Source organism: Chryseobacterium sp. DZ-32 (assembly GCF_059587025.1).
On the sequence record NZ_JCAIOM010000007.1, the window covers coordinates 159790 to 183814 of the forward strand.

General features: G+C 38.6%; 15 protein-coding genes and 1 riboswitch. All 15 genes read right to left on the minus strand.

All coding sequences use genetic code 11. The features are described 5' to 3' along the window. Window positions 1-6: 6 nt before the first annotated feature. Window positions 7-2280, minus strand: a complete 2274-nt coding sequence (locus tag AC59HC_RS09925; RefSeq protein WP_496558545.1) for a T9SS-dependent M36 family metallopeptidase — start codon at window positions 2278-2280, stop codon at window positions 7-9. Next, on the minus strand, window positions 2208-2585 hold the full coding sequence (locus AC59HC_RS09930; RefSeq protein WP_496558512.1) for a hypothetical protein: 378 nt from the start codon (window positions 2583-2585) through the stop codon (window positions 2208-2210). The genes AC59HC_RS09925 and AC59HC_RS09930 overlap by 73 nt, the downstream gene beginning before the upstream one ends. 219 nt (window positions 2586-2804) lie before the next feature. Continuing rightward, a complete protein-coding gene (locus tag AC59HC_RS09935) occupies window positions 2805-3317 on the minus strand; it encodes a tetratricopeptide repeat protein (RefSeq protein WP_496558513.1) in 513 nt (170 codons plus the stop codon). Then, the gene (gene prfH / locus AC59HC_RS09940; protein ID WP_395971944.1) at window positions 3304-4002 is read right to left on the minus strand and encodes a peptide chain release factor H; all 699 of its coding nucleotides are present in this window, start codon (window positions 4000-4002) and stop codon (window positions 3304-3306) included. Before prfH ends, AC59HC_RS09935 begins: the two co-directional genes overlap by 14 nt. A 68-nt stretch (window positions 4003-4070) precedes the next feature. Continuing rightward, entirely contained in the window at window positions 4071-5462 is a 1392-nt protein-coding gene (locus tag AC59HC_RS09945) for an RtcB family protein (RefSeq protein WP_496558514.1), read from the minus strand. Between the two features lie 27 nt (window positions 5463-5489). Next, window positions 5490-6227, minus strand: a complete 738-nt coding sequence (locus tag AC59HC_RS09950; protein WP_395971948.1) for a hypothetical protein — start codon at window positions 6225-6227, stop codon at window positions 5490-5492. A gap of 446 nt (window positions 6228-6673) precedes the next feature. Further along, window positions 6674-7174, minus strand: a complete 501-nt coding sequence (locus tag AC59HC_RS09955) for a P-loop NTPase family protein (RefSeq protein WP_395971950.1) — start codon at window positions 7172-7174, stop codon at window positions 6674-6676. Between the two features lie 57 nt (window positions 7175-7231). Then, window positions 7232-9349, minus strand: a complete 2118-nt coding sequence (scpA, locus tag AC59HC_RS09960) for a methylmalonyl-CoA mutase (RefSeq protein ID WP_202840055.1) — start codon at window positions 9347-9349, stop codon at window positions 7232-7234. 138 nt (window positions 9350-9487) lie between these two features. Continuing rightward, complete coding sequence (locus tag AC59HC_RS09965) at window positions 9488-12523, minus strand: reprolysin-like metallopeptidase (RefSeq protein WP_202840057.1); 3036 nt, start codon at window positions 12521-12523, stop codon at window positions 9488-9490. A 137-nt stretch (window positions 12524-12660) separates the two neighbouring features. After that, entirely contained in the window at window positions 12661-14763 is a 2103-nt protein-coding gene (locus AC59HC_RS09970; protein ID WP_202840059.1) for a prolyl oligopeptidase family serine peptidase, read from the minus strand. A gap of 86 nt (window positions 14764-14849) precedes the next feature. After that, complete coding sequence (locus AC59HC_RS09975) at window positions 14850-15527, minus strand: hypothetical protein (protein WP_202840061.1); 678 nt, start codon at window positions 15525-15527, stop codon at window positions 14850-14852. Window positions 15528-15599: 72 nt separating this feature from the next. Further along, the gene (gene prfA, locus AC59HC_RS09980) at window positions 15600-16685 is read right to left on the minus strand and encodes a peptide chain release factor 1 (RefSeq protein WP_062676053.1); all 1086 of its coding nucleotides are present in this window, start codon (window positions 16683-16685) and stop codon (window positions 15600-15602) included. Window positions 16686-16837: 152 nt separating this feature from the next. Then, window positions 16838-18142: an APC family permease gene (locus tag AC59HC_RS09985; protein WP_496558515.1), complete on the minus strand. Its 1305-nt coding sequence runs from the start codon at window positions 18140-18142 to the stop codon at window positions 16838-16840. Window positions 18143-18149: 7 nt separating this feature from the next. Further along, on the minus strand, window positions 18150-20603 hold the full coding sequence (locus AC59HC_RS09990; RefSeq protein ID WP_496558516.1) for a TonB-dependent receptor plug domain-containing protein: 2454 nt from the start codon (window positions 20601-20603) through the stop codon (window positions 18150-18152). A gap of 93 nt (window positions 20604-20696) precedes the next feature. Beyond that, window positions 20697-20801: riboswitch (SAM riboswitch) on the minus strand. Between the two features lie 259 nt (window positions 20802-21060). Next, window positions 21061-23898: an alpha-amylase family glycosyl hydrolase gene (locus AC59HC_RS09995; RefSeq protein WP_496558517.1), complete on the minus strand. Its 2838-nt coding sequence runs from the start codon at window positions 23896-23898 to the stop codon at window positions 21061-21063. Window positions 23899-24025 lie beyond the last annotated feature (127 nt).

A 24025-nucleotide genomic window follows, 5' to 3' on the forward strand; every position in this document is an offset into this window, starting at 1 on the left:
CTGCTGCTATCTTACGATAAGTTTTTCAACCTGAGACTGATTCCCCTGGCTGATATGAACCATATAAACTCCTTTTTGTAGCCCTTTTACAGAGACAGCTTTCTTCGACCCTGATTCTCTGGAGTCCGTCAATACTAATTTACCAGACATATCAAACATCGTAATTTTAACTTCTTTAAGGGATTGCTCTATATTTCCTACGAAAAATTCATCATAAGCAGGATTTGGGAATACAATAAACCTGGATCCTGTTTTTTTAATTTCCTGAGTCCCCAAAGCTGTGCTGCATTCAGCGGGTATCGTAAAGTCTTCTACCTGATCATTAGCAACCGTTTTGGAGCCTGCGGATGCATTCACCCCAAGTCCTCTTCTTGCAAATACATTCCAGATCAGGCATTTATCATTCCCTCCATTTCCTATTACATCAGCCTGCAGAATAGCATCCCTTCCATCAATAAAAGTGGGGCTGCACGGCTGCAGTTTAAGCCCATCAATGACAATCTGAAGAACCTTTGCATTTCCGGAAGTATTGCTGGCCAGTAGATCATTATTGTATCCATATTTTTCGATATACTTCCAGGCCAGGTCCCAAAGCATTGTTGCCCATATAAACCCTATCTGATGGACTTCTGTATTTGTATTTGTTTTTCCGTAAGTATAATTATTAATACTAAAATCAGGAGAATATTTCGCTAATCTGTTGCCATTTCCTGTTATAGGCTCGTTTTTCGTGTAAGTTGAATGTCCTCTGGGAACAGCTGAAGTGTCTCCGGGTCTGGCAGTCACCATAAGCCCAAAGAAATCAGACCAGCCTTCACCCATCTGCTCTGTGCTGTTGGTAGATGAGAGACAACTGTATCCCTGCGCGGTCATTCGGTTGGATATTCCATGTCCATACTCATGGGCCATAGTGCCATTATCAAAACATGCATTCTTGAAACCACTATAATCAAAATTAAGAGTTACATTAATTATATTTCCGTTGTTCAACTGCCCGGTCAAGTATAAACCTTCTGTTTTTCCTATACTGATAGTAGGAATGGTGACCTGTCCTCCATAAGTACCTGCCGCCAATGAATTTGGTATATCGGAAGAAGGTTTATACATAATGACACCCAGAGCTCCTGCGTTCTGTGCGTTGAGGGCTTTAAGACTATATTCACAATTAGCAGCTGTGATGACTGCAATTTTATTGGTCAGGCTTCCGACGGCCGGTGCAGTACAGGCATCAGCAGGTACCGGAATAGCAAGATCTCCTGTTACGGGAGCTTGATACAAAGGGCCAAACGATGCTCCGGCTGTCATTACTTTAGGTCTGCTCGCAACAGAAGCAGGAGAATTGTACTGATACCTTACTACGGGGTCATCTGCTGTTTGCAGCCTGTCATATAGATACATCTGCATTCTACCTGCCTTCACCTGTGGCTGTCCGTTGACAATTTTTTCATAGCCAGGGCTAAAATTGGCATTGTTAAGACCGCTTCCGTCAAAAGCTTCTGCATTAACAGCATCTCCTCCCATACCGCCATTTCCAAAATTATTGGTCTGGAAGTTTCTGGCAGATTCTGTAAATCCGAATTTATAAAACAGATCATGCATTTTATTATTCATATAAAATAAATTGGTGATAGCAGCATCTTTATAGGTGAAGGGATTATCATATCTTCCGTCAGCAAAAGGAAAATCAAAAATACGTGAGCTTCCGCCGTCCGGAGAGTATCCCGCTGTATTGGTATCATTCTGATCAGAATATGCGTAAACATTATTTCCCCGTGTTATGGTATAGCTGTTGGTTCCGTCAGAATGCCAGCCTTCGGGAGATGCTGTAAGATCCCATGGGTTACTGATTATAGAGCGGGCTCCAAATGTAGGAGCCTCTACCGGTAACGGAAACACGTTATAAGATGCATTATCCGGAACCTGCTTTCCGGGTATTTTTATATATTCCTTTCTTTCAGCGGGTGCCATATATGCCAGGTGAGACATTGCCGGTTCTTCAGAACTATTATCTTCATACTCAGCTCCCTCAAAACGACAACTCACTGTCATATTATCTTTAGTGAGTATTTCACCTGTATTTGCGTCAGCTATTACATGCCATACATCGGAAGAATTCTTGTCAGAAACAAATAATTCTTTTGCAAGTTTGTATACCTTATTATTCTCGAAGTAGACATCATCAGAGTAATTTATTTCAGAAATATCTTTCAGCCCCAGCTTACTTTTGATAAGATCATCTGAAAATTTTGCAGTGATATTTTTATAGCTATCAACAACAATATTCCTCTTAAATTCATTTTCTCAGAAATAATTTTATTTTCCCTGATAACTACTTTTCCCATAGCGTTATAGACTCTAAGCCCATTATAGGTTTGCTGCACATCTACAATTCTGGCTCCAAGACTTTTGGAAAGATCTTCGTTCAGAATAATAATTCCTGATGCATCACTTTTACTCTTTTGTGATATCTGCCCGTTATTGTGATAATACTCCTGAATAAGTTCCGAAGAATTTTGGCCACAAACATTTTCGGAAGCAAAAAATGCTGCCACCGAAAACGGTACTAGAAAAAAATTTTTTTTCATATTTGTTTTTTTAGGTAGATAAATATATAAAACACTACCTGCTAACAACTTATAAAAAAAATAAAATCATGAAAAACATCGATATCTCGATATTTTTGATTTTTTTTAATCATATTATTTATTTTTTTAAAGTTTTTGTTTTATAATTTTAACTTTTGAAGGCGCTCATTTTTTAATAAATGCATACATAATCAGCTATTTTTATCAAAGAAAGGAGATTTATTTAGTCTCCTCCTTCTTTTTAATCCTTCTAGCCGGCATTTTACCTTCAATCATCTTTTCTCTATCTTCAAGTACTTCAAGTGCTGCCCGGCTGTAAGCAAATTTCTTAGCTTCTTTAAGGGTCGCCACAGCCTGTTTGTACTCAAAGTTTCTTTCATGAAGAAAAGATTGGCAGTTCAGAATTTCTGATTTGTCAATACCTTTTAATTTCAGAGCAAAATCAATCAGTTTTTCTGCTTCTTCATAATCTTCATTATTCAAAAGACATTCAATATAATATTTGGGAGTATTGATATTCCCGATATTACTTTGCATGGCTTCATTAAAGTACTTCTTTGCTGTTTCATAATCCTTTAATTCTTCAGAATATACTCTTCCCATCAGACAAAGGCTGTCTGCATCTTCAGGTTCATAAGATAACGCGTAGTTCAGTGCATCCATGCATTCAGAAAGATTGAATGGAAAATAGTCTAACGCTTCAAAATAATATTTGCTTTTAGTTAAGGTCATTGTTGTAGTTTTTAAGTTCATTTTTCAAGGCATTCCTTTGTTTTTTGAATGTCCTGTCTTCATAATTCTTTTTAAAATCTGTTCCTGAAAATGTACGAACCGGATTTCCACGTTCCACCTGTATCTGCATAGACCAGGTTTCTTTCAGCTTTCTTTCCAACTGTTGAATATAAACCGCCATTACCTTTTCTTTTAATCTGATAACCGATAACTTTTTATTTTCAAGTTGTGAGCGGGAATCCTGCACAAAAACAGTTTCTTTCGTGGGAATATGAGTGGCGCGTACAGCAGTATTCACTTTATTTACATTTTGCCCTCCGCTTCCCTGACTCCTCGCAGTCTGAAATCTGATATCTTTTTCATTGAAATCAATCATTTTAACATTTTCCAATTCAAAAATTCCGATAAACCAGTTGCTTCTTTTATGCAGCTTCCTGAAGGTACTTTTTCCAATCCAGCAAATGCTTCCCAGCCAGCTTTTCAGAAACGGGTTTACATCTTTTCCTTTTAAAAGTACAGTTACTGATTTTAAGGTCAGATTTTCATCACCGCTTTCACGATGAATGATCTCATACTCTATTGTATTTTGTTTTGCCTCTTCAAGAAAGGTCTTCAGGACCTTGGCTACCACCCACTGGCATTCCAAAGGACCTCTTCCTGAAGTGATCTGTATTAATTTTTCCATTTTTTTGTTACATTTTACTAAACCTTACCGGTTTTTGAAACCTGTAAGGTTGTAAAGTATTAGATTAATTACCTGTCCATTCTCACAATTCGTGGCTGGAATGTTCCCAGGATGTCTACCAGCTCACTCTGTGCATTCATCACTTCATTGATGTCTTTGTAGGCCATTGGTGCTTCTTCAGCATTTCCACCCATCAGTGTGACATTTTTCAGCTTCAGTTCTTTTTTGATATCATGCTGGGTGAAAAGGCTTCTGCATTCCCCTCTTGAGTGCGCTCTTCCGGCTCCATGAGAGGCAGAGTTCAGCGATTCCGGGTTTCCTTTTCCACGAACGATAAATCCTTTCGCCGTCATGGATCCGGGAATCATTCCCAATTCATTCTCATTGGCAGGAGTGGCTCCTTTCCGGTGAACAATCACTTCTTTTCCGTTATGGATTTCTTTCCACGCGAAGTTGTGATGGTTTTCAATTCTGGCTTTTACTCTTCCACCGACCGCTTTCACCAGCCTTCTGTGAATATCATCGTGGCAGGCTGAAGCATAATCTCCGGCAAGGTTCATTGCCGTCCAGTATTCCAATCCCAGGTGGGTACTGAGGTCCAGCCATGCGAAGTTTTGTGCTTCTTTTGGTAATGGACACTGTTCTGTTGCCACTCTTGAGTAATACTGGGCTATTTCAGCTCCAAGACCTCTTGAGCCGCTGTGAGAAAGTATTCCCAGATATTTTCCTTTAGGCAGGCCAATCTGTTCATCTTCTTCGGTGATTTCCACTTCCCCGAATTCTACGAAGTGATTTCCTCCGCCTGAGGTTCCCATCTGTTTGATGGCTTTTCCCTTTAATCTTCTTAAGATCGGGATCATATCGAATGTATCTCTGTCGAAAATCTCGTGATCTATGTGAGATTTATGGGTCTCATACATTCCGAATTTTGTATGTTCAGCAAGCGCTTTTTCATACTTATCTCTCGCTCCTTCAAGATATGAAACGGGCGTATCCAGAATACTGAGGCTCATTCTGCAGCCAATATCCATTCCTACTCCATAAGGGATTACTGCATTTTCCACCGCCAGAACTCCACCGATAGGAAGGCCGTAACCACTGTGGGCATCTGGCATTAATGCTCCCTGAGTTGAAATTGGCAGCTTCAAGGCAGTGTATAGCTGATTTTTTGCCTCCTCTGAAATGTTAGTACCAAAAATCTGAAATGAAGCCCGCTGGGAATTCAGCATCCGCTTTTCAGTTTTTTTGGATGAAAGCAGGGTTTCTGCAATCTGTCCGAAGGTGAGATCTTTTTCAAATTCTTCCGGATTCAGCAGGATTTCCTTTAAAAGAGATTTTACGTGGTTAATATTCTTCGTTGCAAAATTTCTTTTCATGACTTCCAATGCTACGTTTACGCTTTGATTATTTGGATAGCCCAGTTTTAATATATCTTTTCCTTTTAGTTTTAAATTTCCCATTGTTTTTGTTTTAAATAACAGTAGGACTTATAAGTCCTGTAAGCTTTCCGCAATCTCTGTTGCAGACATTTTGCAGGTAGCATATTTCCTGCTTTTAATAAGTGGAATATCTTCTCTTTTGCTTTTCCATGAAGATGACTTACCATACATTGTTTTGTTGATAATTCCTACAATTTTATGCTGCCCTAAATAATCGTCCAGTTCTGCACACTCTTTTTCCAATTCAAAGTTTACAGGTTTATAATGGGTGATCATATTAGGTCTTGTACGCAGTGTAAACCTCCATGGTTCAATAAATTCGTAGTAAGGAACATAAGACTTCCGGGCCGGGCAGTATTCTTCCTGTTTCAAAAAATACTGTCTTTCTCTTGCTGTAAGTCCCAGCTTCGGGTCATTCCAGGAATATGAAGAAATATGCTGGAGTTTCTGTACTCTCTCTACATATATTCTCCGCCCGAATTTTCTTTTCTTTTTTAAAAACCGGCGGCTTTCCGAATACATGTAGGTATTAATTTTCTTCAGTATTCCTTCAAAGAATTCTCCGTCTTTGGATCTCATGACATCTTCTCTTACCACAAAGAATCTTACAAATCCTCTTTGATAAGGTTTATCCAAAAGAATCCATGGGGTATTTCGTCTGATTTCCCAAAGTTCTTCACTACGTCGATATTTTTTTCTTATCTGCTTTTCTACATCTTTTCTAATTGCTCTTTTTCTGCTTCTCACACTTCTCAGGCGGGAGAACAGAAGATTATCATTTTCCATTGTTAACAGAAGCCTTGTGTGAGATCTTAATTTTTATCTCACACAGCTTTTAATCAACTAAAATACTAGTTGAATGGATTAATAATAGACGAAATAGTTCTGAGGAATATTTCTCATCTTATTTTGCCTTTAATGACACTAAAAAAGATTTCGGGGAAACTTGAAGTTTGAAATATTGCGCAATAAAAAAACCCGAAATCTCTACGACTTCGGGTTTTGATATTTCATTGTACTGTTATTCTAAGAATGTACCAAACCGCGAAGCCTTACCACCATAAGTGGCAATCCAACTGTAGAATTCTGTTTAGTTCTGAACATTGCTTCGTCGTTTTTTATTGGTTAAACTTGATTTTCAGGTGCAAATATAGACATTTTTCTGAGAATCAAAATATTTTTTAATAAAAAGACTGGTTATTTCTTTAACCAGTCTTTTATTTATTGTGAAATTAATCTTTTGAACCCAGACTATCCATTTCGTCATCCATTCCTTTCACCTGATTGGAATGATAGACTCTTTCTGATCCGAGAAAGTAAAGATTATGTCTTGCTTTGGCAATGATACCATTATATTCATCCTCAGTCATACCCTCCGGAATGCTGTCTCTTTTTTCTGAAGGTTTTCGGTAGACTTCAAGAGCTCCATATTCATTTAATACTTCTTTGGCTGCTTTTGCCTGTTCAAGATTATCGGTATAAACAATAACATTGCTTCTGCCTACACTGTGTTTACGGTAAGCGTCCAACATTTCTGCATCGTGAGCAAAAACATAGTCAAAAAAATCCTGTGTCTGTTTATCTTCCTGATACTGATCAACAGACATACCACTTTCTACTCTGGACTTTGAAATAATGATGTTTGCTTCGTCAAAGCCTTTTTCTTTTAATCCTTTTTTAATTCCCTCTGTATCTACAGTCACCGGAAATACTGAAACTACTGTATAAGCCATAATGAAATTTTTTCATTAAACTATACAAAAGCCATGCAAGTTATTCTCTACAAATAATTAATTTAGGAATTTTTCCAGAATTTCTACGGCACATTTCGGCAGGTTGGTTCCGGGCCCGAAAATAAAATCGGCACCGTTGGCATACAAGAATTCATAATCCTGTTGTGGAATTACTCCACCTACAACGATGGTAATATCATCTGCTCCCAGCTTGGATAACTCTTCCACCACCTGCGGAACCAGTGTTTTGTGTCCTGCTGCCAATGAGGAAACTCCTAAAATGTGAATATCATTCTCCACAGCCTGTTTAGCAACTTCTTCCGGGGTCTGGAATAAGGGAGCCACATCCACATCAAATCCCATATCGGCAAATGCGGTTGCCACTACTTTTGCACCTCTGTCGTGGCCATCCTGTCCCATTTTGGCTACCATTAGTCTTGGACGTCGTCCTTCTTCTTCTTCAAATTTCTGAGTCAGGGTAAGGGCTTTTTCAAAGTATTCATTTTTACCGGCATTCATTGCGTATACACCAGAGATTGTTTTAATATTTGCTTTATATCTTCCGAAAGATTCTTCCATGGCATCACTCATTTCGCCAAGGGTAACTCTTCTTCTTGCGGCTTCAATACATAATGCCAGAAGGTTTCCTTTTCCTGTTTTTGCGCTTTCACGGATGTCATTAAGGATTTGTTCCACTGCTTCTGTATTTCGTTCTGCTTTGATGGTATTCAGTCTTTCGATCTGCTTTCTGCGAACTTCTGTATTATCAATATCTAAGATTTCTATCTGCTCCTGTTTCAATGAGGATTTGAATGAATTCACTCCGATAATGAATTCTTCTCCGCTATCAATCTTAGCCTGTTTTTTAGCGGCAGCTTCTTCAATTCTCATTTTTGGAATTCCGGCTTCGATAGCTTTGGTCATTCCTCCTTCCTGTTCTACCTCATCAATGTACCTCATCGCTTCTTCAATCATTTGCTGAGTAAGGCTTTCCACCAGGTTACTACCTCCCATCGGATCTACCACATCACATATTCCGCTTTCCTGCTGAAGAATGATCTGCGTATTTCTTGCAATTTTTGCTGAATAATCGGTGGGAAGTGCAATGGCTTCATCCAGTGCATTGGTGTGGAGAGACTGTGTTCCTCCTAAAGCCGAAGACAACGCTTCAATAGCTGTTCTTGTAATATTATTGAAGGGTTCCTGCTCTGTCAGAGACCAGCCGGAAGTCTGAGAGTGGGTTCTTAATGCCAGAGATTTCGGGTTCTGAGGATTAAACTGTTTTAAAAGGGTTGCCCAGATATATCTTGCAGCACGCATTTTAGCAATTTCCATGAAATGATTCATTCCGATTGCCCAGAAGAAAGATAATCTTGGGGCAAAATCGTCTACATTCATTCCTGCTTTGATTCCTGTTCTTACGTATTCAAGGCCGTCTGCCAGTGTGTACGCCATTTCAAGTACGGGTGTAGCACCAGCTTCCTGCATATGGTATCCGGAAATAGAAATTGAGTTGAATTTCGGAATGTTTTGCGAGGTATATTCAAAAATATCTGCGATGATCTTCATAGAAGGTGCCGGCGGATAGATGTACGTATTTCTCACCATGAATTCTTTCAAAATATCATTCTGAATGGTTCCTGAAAGCAGCTCCTGTTTTACTCCCTGCTCCTCTGCCGCTACGATGTAGAAAGACAAAATTGGAAGTACCGCTCCGTTCATGGTCATGGATACTGAAATCTGATCCAGTGGAATCTCATTGAAAAGAATCTTCATGTCTTCTACAGAGTCGATGGCAACACCTGCTTTTCCTACGTCTCCCACCACCCTTGAATGGTCAGAATCATATCCCCTGTGTGTGGCCAGGTCAAATGCTACGGAAAGCCCTTTCTGGCCGGCTGCAAGGTTTCTTCTGTAAAAAGCATTGGATTCTTCAGCTGTGGAAAACCCGGCATACTGACGAATCGTCCATGGCTTCTGAACATACATGGTGGAATACGGCCCTCTCAGATAGGGAGCAATTCCTGGTGAAGTCTGCGTTAATGATTCATCTTTTACATCTTTTTTTTCATAGGATGATTTGAGTTCAAGGCCGTCTTTTTCAAAATTGTAAATCTCTCTTTCCTGAGGTGATACACTAAAATCCGGGTTTTTCACAGAAATTGTCTTTCGCATTCCAATTATTTTTGTCCCCGTAAAGTTAATTTTTTTGAACGAAACATGAAACTTCTGTTAACATTCTGTTTTTCTTGATTTTAGCAAAAGAAAAAGGCCAGACATTTGTCCGGCCATTCTTATTTATAAATAGTGTGCTTATTTTTTGATAAGCTTCGTATTGTAAGTATTTTTGTCATCTTTTATTGTGATCACATACATCCCTTTGATTAATGAAGCAACATTAATTCTTTGTCCGTCAATCTGACCTTCCTGAGCTAATCTTCCGTCAGCAGTATAGATTTTATAATCTGCTTTTCCTTTCAGATTTTTCACTTCTACGAAAGTATCTGCAGGGTTCGGATAGATTGAAATCTCAGTTGATTTTACATCTTTTGTTTCATTTACAGCAAGGGTTTCTGCAATTTTTACAGTAAAGTCTCTGAAGCCTCCAGTAGAAATAACTCCTCCTCCCTGTACCGGAACTGATGAAACACCACATGGTCCTGTGGCTGCATTAAAGAATGTACTTGCAACTCTCATTCTCAATGATTTATCGCCTGCATATGCAGTTGCGGGTACAGTAAATGTAATTGTTCCATCATGGAAGCTAAGCTGGTTTGCTGCATTGTATACAGGGACAGCTGAATGAGATCCTACTTTTTCTGTAGATTCAAAAATTCCATTTCTATTATAATCGATCCAGATTTCAAGGAAGTCACTGTATGTACCCAAATCATGCCCTAAATTTCTAAATGAAGCTGTATACTGGGTTCCTTTTGTTAAATTAATTATTTTCGTTGGATCATCACTGAAATCAAGATAAGTTTTTGCTGCAGTGGCTAAATTACCTGAGAAATAGGCAAGATTAGATAGGTTAAGCTGAATAAGACCGCTATAATATGGGGCATTCAGGTTATTTCCCCCTGTACTCATCAGACAATAATCTGCTCCTGTAGTTAAACCTTTTGTTTTAAATGCATAGTTTGCTGAGAATGTTCCCGGAACACTATTCACAACAGCCGCAACCTGAGCTTCATAATTAGTTTCATCCTCTAAACTACTTAATAAAACAGAGTTTACAGAGCTTGTTGTATTCTGCCAGTTTGTTTCTCCTACTTTTCTATAGTTAATAGAATAAGTAGCTCCAGGCACGTTATTCCAAGACAATCTTGCTGTAGTTTTTAAGATTTCAGAAGCTAAAGCAGATACTCCTGTAGGAGCTGCTGTAGTAGATGTAGGGGCTGTGCCTACAGTTACTTGTGGAGATACTGCATAGAATACGTTTCCTATAGCTGAAATTTTTAATTTGATTGCTCCTGTCAGATTTGCAGGCATCTGTACTGTATAGGTTCCTGTATTTGGAGTGGAAGCCACTAATTCTGTCCATGCAGATCCATTAACAAGGTCTGTAGTATACTCAATCTTTACATTACTTGCATTATATGGTGCGGCATTGGTATTGGCAACATCCCAGGTAATTGTATTTGATGCATTATTGTATAGGGTTGTCGAAGAAGTAATTCCATTAAATTTAAATGGTCCGTCATTTCCTACAGTAAGGGTTGTTTCTGAAGATACAAGCATTGGTCTCAAAGCATTTTCATCTCTAGCAGTTACCGCATAGTGAAGTATTCTCGGTATGTAGGAAACTGTTTCCCAGGTAGCTTTATTAGTAAGTTTTCCAGCCATTACAAGTGGTAAACTCGGGAAATATCTTCTTCCGCTTGCTGTTCCGAAGAAAGATCTTGCAATCGAGCCTTGTGCATTGTATCCCCAACCACTGTCTCCGGAAATAGAAGCAAGATTATTGACACTGTCATATTGCTCCCAGGTATATTTTATTGCATCGCCTTCAGCATCGGTAGCAGATGCATCCAGGTAATAAGGAGTACCCTTTGGAATAGTGTATGCTGTAAGGGCTGCAATAGTAGGTGCTGTATTATTTGTAATATTTTCAGATGTCCCACAAGTGGTCTTGGCGTCTAAGCTATTAAGAATCTGATTAATTGAAGAATAATGGAAATAAGCATCCGAATTAGCCTGTACATTGTCCTGAGTAATTCCGGCATATCCCATAATTGTTGTTCCTCCACCCGGCTCAACATTTACACCAGAACCTTCCGTAGCATGTGAAAAGGTATGGTTTCCTCCAAGCTGGTGTCCCATTTCATGCGCAACATAATCAATATCAAAAAGATCTCCTGTTGGATTGGTATTCTGTGTAAACGCAGATCCTTTTGCTAATGAAGTAGCTGTAGCAGGATCTACACATGTAGATCCGATAGATCCGGCATTTCCGTTACCACCGGCAGCATTGAATACATGCCCCATATCATAATTCGCATTCCCTACTTGAGCTGTTAAGGTTTGCTGAAGCTGTAAGTTTAAGTTTCCAGTATAAGGGTCTGTTGCAGGATCTGTATATATAATGTTAGGAAGATCCTGAATAATCAGTTTAATTGCAAAATCTTTTTGAAAAACGCCATTTACACGGGTTATAGTAGCATTCATCTGAGTAACGGTATTGGTTACTCCACCAGTCGGATCAAATTTCTTTGTATATTCTCCCGTAGTAGAGAGAGCCAATCTGTAAGTTCTGAATTTTGTACTTGCCGGTCTGCTTGTAATTCCTACATTAGAAAGATTTTTTTTTCCGAAGGCTTCTAATGATTTAATATCTTTGAAATTTTTCTCTTCGGTAGTACATTCAAAACCATGATCTGCCTCTGTTCTTTTTGTTTTATAGAAAACACCATACACCTGCTTATCAGCAGTAATAGGCTCTATAAACTGAAACTTCCCGTCTTTGATAATCATCGACTGCATTTCGGTAGGTGCAGTACTGAATCTTACATATTTGCCAGGATCATCAACCCCTACTCCTACATAAGATCCCAGCTGATATCTGTCTGCCATGGATTTCTCCATCACAGGATCACTATATACAGCAAATTTTTCAATTTTTCCTTCTGCTGTAGGCAGAGATACGATCACAGCCTGAGCTCCTTTACCTGTTTCTACAGCATCTTTCAGAATATTTCTAAGAGACTGTAAATCAAATCTGTAAGCATACTGAACTTCGACTTCTTTTCTGATCTCTGATGTTCTTTGTGAGGCAGGTTCCCACCTCTGCGCATTAAGGCTGGATAGCCCAGCAGCCAATGCACAAACCAGTAAAATTCTTTTTTTCATAATTACCTAATTAGTTTAGAATTAATAAACTTTAAATATCCGCCTTAAAAATAAGAATTATAAACATAACAACATAAAAAAAACAGTCAATTTTAAATAAAATCGACCGTTTGTTTAAATATTTTACTTTTTTAAAATTATTTCTTTATTCCCATCTCAAACAATGCAAATGATATAAGATCTGCATTTTCACTGATCACCTGATCTGTAGATCTTCCGGCGCCGTGTCCTGCATTCTTTTCAATTCTTAAGAGAATAGGGTTTTTACATGCCTGTTTTTCCTGAAGCTCTGCACCAAATTTGAAAGAGTGTGCCGGAACAACCCTGTCATCGTGATCACTTGTGATAATCATTGTGGAAGGATAACAAGTTCCTGCTTTTACATTGTGTACCGGAGAATAAGATTTAAGGTATTCAAACATTTCTTTACTGTCTTCTGCAGTACCGTAATCATAAGACCATCCTGCTCCGGCTGTAAATTTATTATACCTCAGCATATCCAGAACTCCAACTCCGGGAAAGGCTACTCGGGCAAGATCAGGCCTCATCGTCATTGTCGCTCCTACCAGTAATCCTCCGTTTGATCTTCCTGACAGCGCCATGTATTCTTTTGAAGTATACCCTTTACTTTGAAGATATTCTCCGGCAGCGATAAAATCTTCAAAAACATTTTTCTTCTGCTGTTTAGTCCCGGCATCGTGCCACTTTTTACCATACTCACCTCCTCCACGGATATTTGGAACAGCGTAAATACCGCCATTCTCCATCCAGATGGCATTAACTACAGAGAATGATGGCTGCAGGCTGATGTTGAAACCTCCGTAAGAATACAGAATAGTAGGGTTTTTACCGTTAAGTTTAGTTCCTTTCTTGTAATTGATCATCATAGGTACTTTTGTACCGTCTTTTGAAGTATAGAATACCTGTTCTGAAACATAGTCATCCGGATTAAACTTCACTTTAGGTTTTTGATAGATTTCAGATTTTCCTGAGTCTACATTGAATTTATAAGTAGTTCCCGGTGTAATATAATTGCTGAAAGAGAAGTAAACATCTTTCTCTTTTTCTTTTCCTCCGAACCCTGAGATATTTCCTTTGCCGGGAAGTGCAATTTCTCTGATCAGTTTTCCGGTTTTATCAAACTGTTTTACCTGATCAATAGCATCAATCATATAGGTTGCGAAGAAATATCCACCACCTGAAGAAATTCCCAAAACATTTTCTGTTTGTGGAATGACATCTTTCCATGTTGCCGGAGCCGGGTTACTGATGGTTGTTTTTACAAGACGCATATTCGGTGCATCTTTATCTGTGAAAATGAAAAGATCATCACCCTGTGTGTCTACAATGCTGGCATTGATATCAAATCCGTTCATAATCTGCACAAAATCTCCGCCTTTTTGAAGGTCTTTTATGTACAATTCATTACCATTTGTAGCATTAGCTGCAGAAATGATAAGATATCTCTGGTCTTCAGAAACTCCTGCACTTAAATATCTTCTTGGCGTTTTCTCTCCTCCGAAAATCAGTTTATCTTCAGACTGCTTTGTTCCCAGCTTGTGAAAGTATACTTTATGTTTATCAGTCATCCCTGAAAGAACTGTTCCTTCTTTCGGTTTGTCGTAGCTTGAATAATAGAAGCCTTCGTCTCCCTGCCATGAAATTCCACTGAATTTCACATCCAGTAAAGTTTCATCAATTTGTTTTTTGGTTACTGCATCAATGATGATGATCTTGTTCCAATCGCTTCCTCCTTCAGAAATAGAGTAGGCAGCAAGGTTACCTTTTTTATTGAACGACAGGTTGGAAAGAGAAGTTGTTCCCTTTTCTGAAAATTTATTAGGATCTAAAAAGACTTCTGTAGCATTGGTCTTGTTGTTTGTTCTATACAAAACAGACTGAGCCTGCAGACCGTCATTTTTATAATAATAGGTATAATCTCCTTCTTTGAAAGGTGCAGAAATTTTTTCATAGTTCCAGATTTCCTTCAACTGATTTTTAATTTTATCCCTGAACGGAATCTTAGAAAGGTAATTCTGGCTGTAAGCAACTTCTTCATCCACCCATTTTTTTGTAGGTTCAGAATCATTTTCCAGATCTCTGAAGGGATCAGAAACGGCAGTTCCAAAATAGGTATCTGTCTGGTTTCCTTTTAACGCTTTAGGGTAATTCATTTTCTGAGAATAAAAAGATGCTGAAAATAATACTCCAGCTGTTAACAATATAGGCTTAAAATTCATACTGATCGGTTTGTCTCAAAAATACGTAAAGTATGTGAAATAAAAAAAGCCCCGTTGTATTGGGACTTTCTATACTTTATAATCGGTTATTCATTGGCTCCGAAGCTTTCAAAATAAAAATCGGTAAGGTTGGAAACAATCTCATCCGGGCTTCCGTTCCAGTAATATATTTTATCTCCTACTTTCATTTCGTAAAGATTAAAACTCTGATCAGCTGTTACTGTTTTATCAGCATTTTTGAAATCCTGAGCTGCCTGAACCAGATATTTTTTCAGTTCTTCTGCTTTTATTTTACTCAGATCGCCTTTTGGTCCGGAAGTTAATTTCGAGGGAACCAGAAAGCTTACGGAATAACTTATTTCTGCAATTTTTTCGTCCTTAACATATTCATTCGGTACCACTTTTACATTTTTAACAGTCAGTTTTCCTGTTTTAAAATTCCCAAACATCGCAATAAAATACTCTTCCGCCTCTTTTTTGCATGCTGCAGCCGTGGCTTTAGGGAAAGCAGCCAGAAAATTCTCAACGCTGCCATTTATCATTTCTTTTGAAGTTTCCTTAAAATCTACCTGATACGCATTCTGGCCTTCTACAGTAGGTCTTAGATAATCGTTAAGTTTGTTCAAAGCAGTTTCATCATTATTCACAAAAGTTCCGAAAAAGAGTTCAAAGGCTTCTTTGGGTTTCTTCACTTCTGTCTGAGCCATCAGCTGTTGTCCCATCACGGAAAGCAATAGCAGGAAAATAATTTTGTAATTTTTCATAGTTTAAATTGTATTTAGTATGTAAAAAAGCCTCTGAAAAATCAGAGGCTGTATTTTAATTATTTCGATTTTTTAGTAATTTTCTTCTTCCCCTTTCATCTTTTCTGCATTTTCTGCCATGATTACGGCATCAATCATTTCAGAAATATCGCCATTCATGTAAGCATCAAGATTGTACATAGACTTGTTGATTCTGTGATCTGTAACTCTACCCTGTGGATAATTGTACGTTTTAATTTTTGCAGAACGGTCACCGGTAGAAACCATGGATTTACGTTGTGCAGCGATATCTCCCTGTACTTTCTGTAATTCGATATCGTATAGTTTTGTTCTCAGCATTTCCATCGCCAGCTCACGGTTAGCAAGCTGAGAACGAGCCTGCTGACAAACCACAACAAGTCCTGAAGGTTTGTGGGTAAGCTGAACTTTCGTTTCAACCTTGTTTACGTTCTGACCTCCGGCACCACCTGAACGGGAAGTCTGCATTTCAATATCTGCAGGATTCAGTTCAAAATCTACTTCTTCAGCTTCCGGAAGAACTGCAACCGTAATGGCAGAAGTGTGTACTCTTCCCTGAGATTCTGTCTCAGGTACACGCTGTACACGGTGAACTCCGGATTCAAACTTCATGATTCCGTAAACACCTTCTCCTTCCACCTTCATGATCAATTCCTTGTATCCTTTCGCTGCTTCATTAGAATCTGTCACTTCATGTCTCCATCCTTTTGTTTTGAAATACATGGTATACATTCTGTAGATATCTTCCACGAAAATAGCGGCTTCATCACCTCCGGTTCCGGCACGTAGTTCCACGATAACGTTTTTGTCATCTGCAGGATCTTTAGGAATCAGCAATACTTTCAGCTCTTCTTCCAATCCGGGAAGTTTAGCCTGGGCTTCCAGTTTTTCTTCTTTAGCCAGATCTACCAGATCTCTGTCTGAACCATCTGCAATGATTTCTTCAGATTCTGCGATACTATCCAAAGCGCCTTTGTACTGATCATAAACTCTTACAATTTTTCCCAAATCACTATATTCTTTGTTCAAAGAAGAATATCTTTTTTGGTCTGAAATGACATCAGGCTGTATAATAAGGTCTGCAACCTCATTATATCTTTGTTTTATAGCTTCTAATTTTGGAATTAATGATTTAGACATTGTAGAAATTTTGTGGGTGCAAAGATAAGGATTATTAATTCAAAATTAAAATTCCAAATCATCATAAATTTTTGAGCATTAGGGATAAAGGATACAAAACCACAAAAAGGTAGATTTGCCAATCTGTTTATTCCCTTTCTGAATCATCAAAACTAAGTTTGAGATCCTTTAGAAAGTCTTCTGTCTATAAGATATAAAATAATTCCTACAGCGATAATTCCCAATCCTATCAAGCTTTCCTTAGGATTATGAATGAATGTAAAATAGAGGATATAGATACTGAACAAAAGAAAAACTGCCGGAAAAATATGGAAAGTATTCGACTTAAAAATCTTTCTGTCTTTTTTCTTCAGAAAGAAAACCGTCGAAATCGCAAGACTGGCAAAAAGCTGTAGTATAAAAGCTGTATAAACAAAAATTTCTTTAAAGCTTCCCGTTAAAATAATAATAGCAGCAATCACAGCATGGGCAAAAATAGCTCTTACCGGAATTCCTTTTGTATTTCCAGATGATAAAGGTTTCCAGATGTGTGTATGTTTTGCAAAAGCCTGTGTCAGTCTTGAGCCAACCCACAAATATCCGCTTATGGTTGCAATCAGCTGCAGGGCTATAAAAATATTAACAATTTTTCCAAAAGCTGTTCCAAGCATATTGACTGCTGCTTCGCCCATCACATCTTCTTTTCCTGCCAGCTGATTCACTGGAGCGTGTTTCAGCATAATATAATTCACCAGAATATAGCTCACCGTCACAAAAACAGTTCCTATAATCAATGATTTAGGAAGGTTTTTCTTCACATCCTTTATTTCTCCCGCAATATAGGAAGCTGAATTCCAGCCAGTGTATGAATAGGTCACAAATACCAGAGAGGTTGCAAAGGCAGGAAGCATGATCTCATTCTGCCAGCTGTCACTGAAATTAAGGCTGTTGCCGATCTGGGGTGAATTTGAAATTCCTACTCCAAGAATAACCAGTACAATAATAAAAGCGATCTTAATGAATGTAAAAAAGTTGTGAAACCTGCTGGATGTTTTCAGGCTGAATGATAATGCAATTGCCACCAGGAATATCGCGGCTATGGCAAATCCGTTTCCAAAGCTATAATCAAATACAGAAAGGTATTTTGACATAGCCAAAGCAGCCAGCGCTACGGGAGAGGAAAATCCTATGATGAGCGAAATCCAGCTTATGAGATATCCGAAAATCGGATGATAGGTTTCTTTAAGATAAATAAAATCGCCTCCGTTTCCTTTAAAATGGGAACCTAATTCTGCGTAGCAAAATGCCCCAAACAAAGCGAGAACCCCTCCGATGCTCCATAGCAGGAAAATACTGTAGGTGTTGGTAATATCGGAAAGCTGAAATCCCAGGGTGGTAAAAATCCCGGTTCCGATCATATTGGAAACGACGATGGCTGCGGCTGTTTTCCAGCCAATCTTATGTGAGGCAGTACTCATTTAATGATTAAAAATTAAAATTAAGCCTTCCGAAGAAATAATTCCCCAGCGTTCCCATCTGCACAGGCGCATATTTGAATACTCCATAATATGAATTTTTATAAATCTGGCGGTCCGGAAAGACATCAAATATATTGTTGGCCCCTACTGTAAAATTGATACTTTTGGTGATATCATACCCAACGCTGATGTCTGTCACTACTTTTGGTGAGAATTCCTGCACGTCTCCAAACGGATAACCATCTCTTATTACCTTACCAAAATAGGTATTTCTTACGAGAAAACTGAATTTTCCGATTCCATAATTTAATCCTAATGAAGCTTTTGTTTTTGGAGACAGTGTTTCAATGATATTGATCTGATCGGGACCAAAAAACTGATCCTGAGGCGTTCCTAAGTTTTCAGGAAAATGAAAATCTGTGATTTTTGTTTCCGTATAGTTTCCGGCAAGATTCATATTTAATTTTCCATTCCCAAGAATCCAGTCATAGGAAACCACTACATCTACTCCTTTCGTTTCTGTATCAATAGCATTGGCGAAGAATCTTCCGCTTTCTACTTCATTTCCATGCCCAACTACAGCAGGATTTGATAATCTTGGATCTGTAATATTACCTGTAATAACTATTCTGTCTTTTACTTTAATAAAATAGCCATCTATTGTAATGAACAGTCCTTTTAATGGTTTTAACGTCAATCCGGCACTTGCATTGACAGAAGTTTCCTGCTTGAGCTTATCAAATCCAAGAATTCTGGCAGCTTCACTATCGTTGCTGAATATTCCTTTGGTAACAATCTTTGAACCGGAAGTAGAAATATCTGCATAGGAATTATTAAAATACTGCTGCTGAAGTGAAGGAGCCCTGAATCCTGTCCCAACAGCGGCTCTTACCGCATAGTTTTTTACAAACTCATATCGTACCGCGAGTTTTCCATTCAAGGTGTTTCCGAAATCTGAATAATTTTCAAACCTGGCAGCAGCATCAATATTCAGTTTTTTATCCAAATCATAGGAAACATCTGCATATACTGCGGTGGAATGCCTGCCTTTCTTCAAGGCGTTGTTGGGAGAAAATCCGATAAAGGACTGAGAACCACCTGCACCAAGCACTGTTGATCCTTCAGTGGCAACATTTCCATTGATGTCATATTGGGTATAGGAAGCCTCATCCCCGGCTTTGATCTGGTATTGTTCAGACCTGAATTCTCCCCCGAAAGCAATATTGAAACGGTTTATATTTTTTGAAACATCAAGATTTACAGTATTCTGAAGGAAACTATGGGCGCCTGCATAAAAACTTGTTGGTGATTTTGCTCCCAGAGAAGCGTTATTGGTATTGCTTACATTATAATTGAAGGTATTGCTCCCGAATGTATTGCTTAGGTCAAACAGCCAGTCATTGACATTATATTTTGCACCTACGGCATAAGAAACATCATATACCTGAGACCCAAGAACCGCCTGAAAACCATTCGGATAAATGGATGAAACCACATTAGACTTTTCGCTTGGCAGTCTTCTGAAACCAAACCCTTCTCCTTCTTTAATACTGAATCCTCCGAAAGAATAGAGTTTAAAATGATCATTAAAGGGATATTCTGAATTGAAAAACAACTGTCCCTGTCTGATCTGGGCATCTCCGATCTGAAAATTGAAATCATCACGGGTCAACCCTCTTTTTTCAATTTCGGCATCATCCGCAGCTCTGGCTGCTTTTACCGCTTCAGCGTCACCTGCAAATTCATACGCAAAATTATCTCCGAAAATATCCAGATCGTGATTTTGAGTTCTTGTGGTTTTTCCTCTGTGGCTTAATTGCAGGGAAAGATTGATATAACCGTCTTTCTTTCCTAATGAAGCTCCGTAGTTGACTCCTGCCTGATACGTATCTCCATCATTTCTTCCACTTAATCCGTAAGTAAGGCTTGCTGAAGCTCCGGCATTTTTCTTAAGAATTATGTTGATCACTCCGGCAATAGCATCAGAACCATATTGTGCAGCAGCTCCGTCTCTTAACACTTCTATTCTATCAATAGCAATTACGGGAATGGTACTCAAATCTGTTCCTACAGAACCATTTCCTACGGTATTCTGATAATTGACCAATGAAGTAGTATGTCTTCTTTTTCCGTTAAGCAATACGAGAACCTGATCGGGGCCCATTCCTCTTAATGTTACCGGATCAATATGCTCTGTGCCATCAGAAGCAGACTGCCTCACTGCATTAAACGACGGAATCACATAATTCAGGAGATCCTGAGCGGTCATTTGCGGAGTGCTTCTCTGGATTTTATCGATATTGATAACATCTACAGGAACCGGCGTCTCCAGTTTTGTTCTTTTAACATTACGGTTTCCGACGATGATGATATCTTCGATCTGTTTTCCTTTTTCCTCACTTTCCTGAGCAGCTACCAGAATTGCCCCAAGCAATAGTACAGCTGTGCTTAATTTTTTCATTTTTGTTCTTGCCAATTAATACTACCAATCTGACGGATCTTTCCGCAGATACACAAGACTTCAAGAAATGGAATTCATATAGAGTATTGACTTCAATTATCTCTCCCAAAGGGTTGGAATTAGCACCTTTACACGCTGGAATTGTGCAGGTTGCTAAGGTTTCACCGGGCCAAATCCCTCCACCTTTCTTGATAAATCTACGGCAAAAGTAGACTATTTTTCTGAACTTACAAAAAAAGCAAATCTGCTGATCTGCAAATTTGCCTTTTATTTTGTATGGAACCTGTTTAAACTTTTTATTTTTGAACCATTAAGATTTAATAAGAGTTTAAGAGGATTAAGAGAAACTTAAAAATCAGAATGATTAACCTTAACTATACTTTATTTCTTAAACCTTCTTAATGGTTTTTAAGATATTAAATATTTTTTATAAGTCTAGACAACTAAATCTTTTGTTTTATTTAATAATCATCTTTTGAATGGCTATTCCTGTATCTGATTTCAACTGCACAAGATACGTGCCTGCCGGATAATCAACCTTCAAATTATAAGTTCCGCTCTCTTTATCGAGTTTGAAAGTATCCAGTTTTTTACCGGTCATATCAAAAATTGAAATTTCCCCATTTTTTGCTTTATTGAAAACCAGTTTAGCGATTCCATTTCGGACAGGATTATCTGCAATCTGAAGAGATAATTTGTTGGCGGCATTGACATCTGCTGTTGACAAAGCACCCGCGTAATTACCAAAGATTCTAAATTCTCCCGGTTGTAAAGTGATTGGAGCTGTTGTGGAAGCTACATTTGAAATACTGTTGTCCATCAGATTCTGCCATTGACCTGTGTAAGGGAAATAAGGCACTACATTCTGTGCGGAAGTCGTGTAATTGGCCAATACGACAACATTCTTTATTCCTGTTGTAATAGAGGCATCATATACATAAATTCTTGTGATCAGACCATTGGGGTCGTTCGTAAGATTGTTGGATTCTATACTATAGGTTTTCGATTTAAAGACCTGATGACTGTTTCTGATGTTGATGATTTTAGCCCATGTATCGTAGACCGCCTTTCTATTCAGATCAGTATCATATCCGAGCGTAAATGCAACAGGTTTCTCATCGGTTCTGCATCCGCTGTCTATCGTACCGTTTGCACATCTGTTGATGCTGAATTCATATCCTAATTCTCCAAACTGCCAGATCATTTTCGGACCAGGGATAGTAAAGAACGTGGCCCCGAACGTTTTCATTCTTTCAAGAGCGGTATTCAGGTTTTTTACATCATAACTTCCGTTCGCTGCACCGTATGCAAGGTTTTTAAACATCAGTCTTTCTTCATCGTGGCTTTCTCCGTAGCCTACGCCACTCATATTGGTAAATCCGTGAAGACTGTGGTTCATTCGGTCGTAATTGCTGTTTTCCTTATATCCCATCGTATTCTGATTGTAAGGATCTGTCTGTTTATTCCAAAGCATAACGCCTTTTCCTTCTGCTATTCTGTAATTCGCCCATTGCTGCTCTTCTGCATCAGTTCCAAGGTGTTCGAAGATCATGTAGGAATTGGGATCAATCGCCCATTGTCTGTCTGCATAATGTTTCATGATGTCTACTCTGTCCTGCTGGTAGGCATTGGTACAGGCTTCATCATTTTCGGAACAGCTTTGCGTAAATCCTTTGGTTAAATCCCAGCGGAAACCATCTATGTGATATTCAGTCAGCCATTGCTCAAGACATCTTTCAACATAATATTGCGTTGAAAGGCTGGTATGGTTAAAATCGTTAAATACATTGTATGAATGTTTCGGAACCTGATTAAAGTAAGGATTGTTGGCTGCAACATTTCCATAGCCATCACCACCCGGATCAATATTCCAGAGTCTTACCAGAGGTGAACGTCCTGTAGCATGGTTAAATGCTACATCCAGAATGACTGCAATTCCGTTCTGATGACATACATCTACAAATTCTTTGAATTTTTCGGGAGTACCGTAGGCTTTGTCCAATGCATAATGAAAAGAAGTATTATATCCCCAGGAAAGATTTCCGTCAAATTCCATGATGGGAAGCAGTTCTATAGCATTGATTTTCAAATTCTTTAAATAGGAAATTTTATTGATCAGTGACTGCCAGTTCTTTTCCTGTGTGAAATCTCTCAATAATAATTCATACACTATAAGATCCTGTTTCGCAGGTCTCTGAAAATTGGTAACCTGCCAGTTATAAGCGGTCTGGCCTGTTTTAAATGTTGACACTTCAAAACCCTGTCCGGCAGGAAATGCTGGTAAGTTCGGGTAGGTAGAAGCCGAAATCCACGGGTCATCGTAAGAAGATAAAATTTGTGGGGAATAAGGGTCTGCTACTTTTCTCAAATCATTGGTTCTGTATTGGAAGGTATAAAGTTGCTGAGGCGTGATTCCATTGAGCTCAATCCAGTACAGATCGGGATTTGTGGTGTCTTTTTTCATTAAATAGGTATCATTCACCGCCCAGTTATTGAAACTTCCTATGACGTGTACAAAATTTTTTCCCGGAGCATATAAAGCCAATCCCACCTTGGTTGGATCTGTCGGATGATAATTGATTCCCTGTCTGATCCAGTTGGGTATTGCCTGGGAAACAACATTTCTCGGAACCTGTACAATGAATGCAGCCGTTTTGGAATTGGTTCCCTGTGTCGCCACAAGTTCCATATTTGCATCCTGAGTAACCGTATAACCGTAAGAATAAGACTGTGAAGGCGTTGTGGTTGAATTGACAACAGTTCCGTTGGCTTTTAGCTGAAATGTAGCATTGGTACTTGTTGTTGCCGTAATGGTAATGGAATTTCCCACTGGAACTGAAGTAAGGCTGTTCGCCAATGGATTTGTAAGCGTTAAGTTTAAAGTCCCTACGTTTACAAAAATATCGGGTGAAGTCTGGTGCGATCCCGTCTTATCTTTTAATAAAAACCCAAATCTTCCGATTCCTGTTCTTCCATAAAAAGAAGTTGGTGTAAAAGTGAGTGAATAACTATCTGTAGCTGCATTATAATTCAGCTTATTCAGATCATTGGAATTGTTCCAGCTGCCATTGGTAGGGCAATCCTGACTGTTCTGATAATTGGTGTCAAACGACCATGTCCAGATATAAATGGCGTTGTTGGAAACGCCCCACGCAGACTCATCAATCTGATCCCCGGGAACAGTAAGTGTGATCGCATCTGTTTCGTTGAACGGATCAGGAGAAATTGTATAATTGATCTGTCCGAATACAGCCATGGTAATCAACAGAAAAACAACAGAATAAAACTTTTTCATTTATTATTTTTTATCGAATATAGTATAAATTTTTCTTCATGACCACTGTTCCTGTTCAGTATTCATCAAATATTTCTATTTTTTCGGAGAAATAATAATAAAAAAAGGCTCATGAAAATTTCATGAG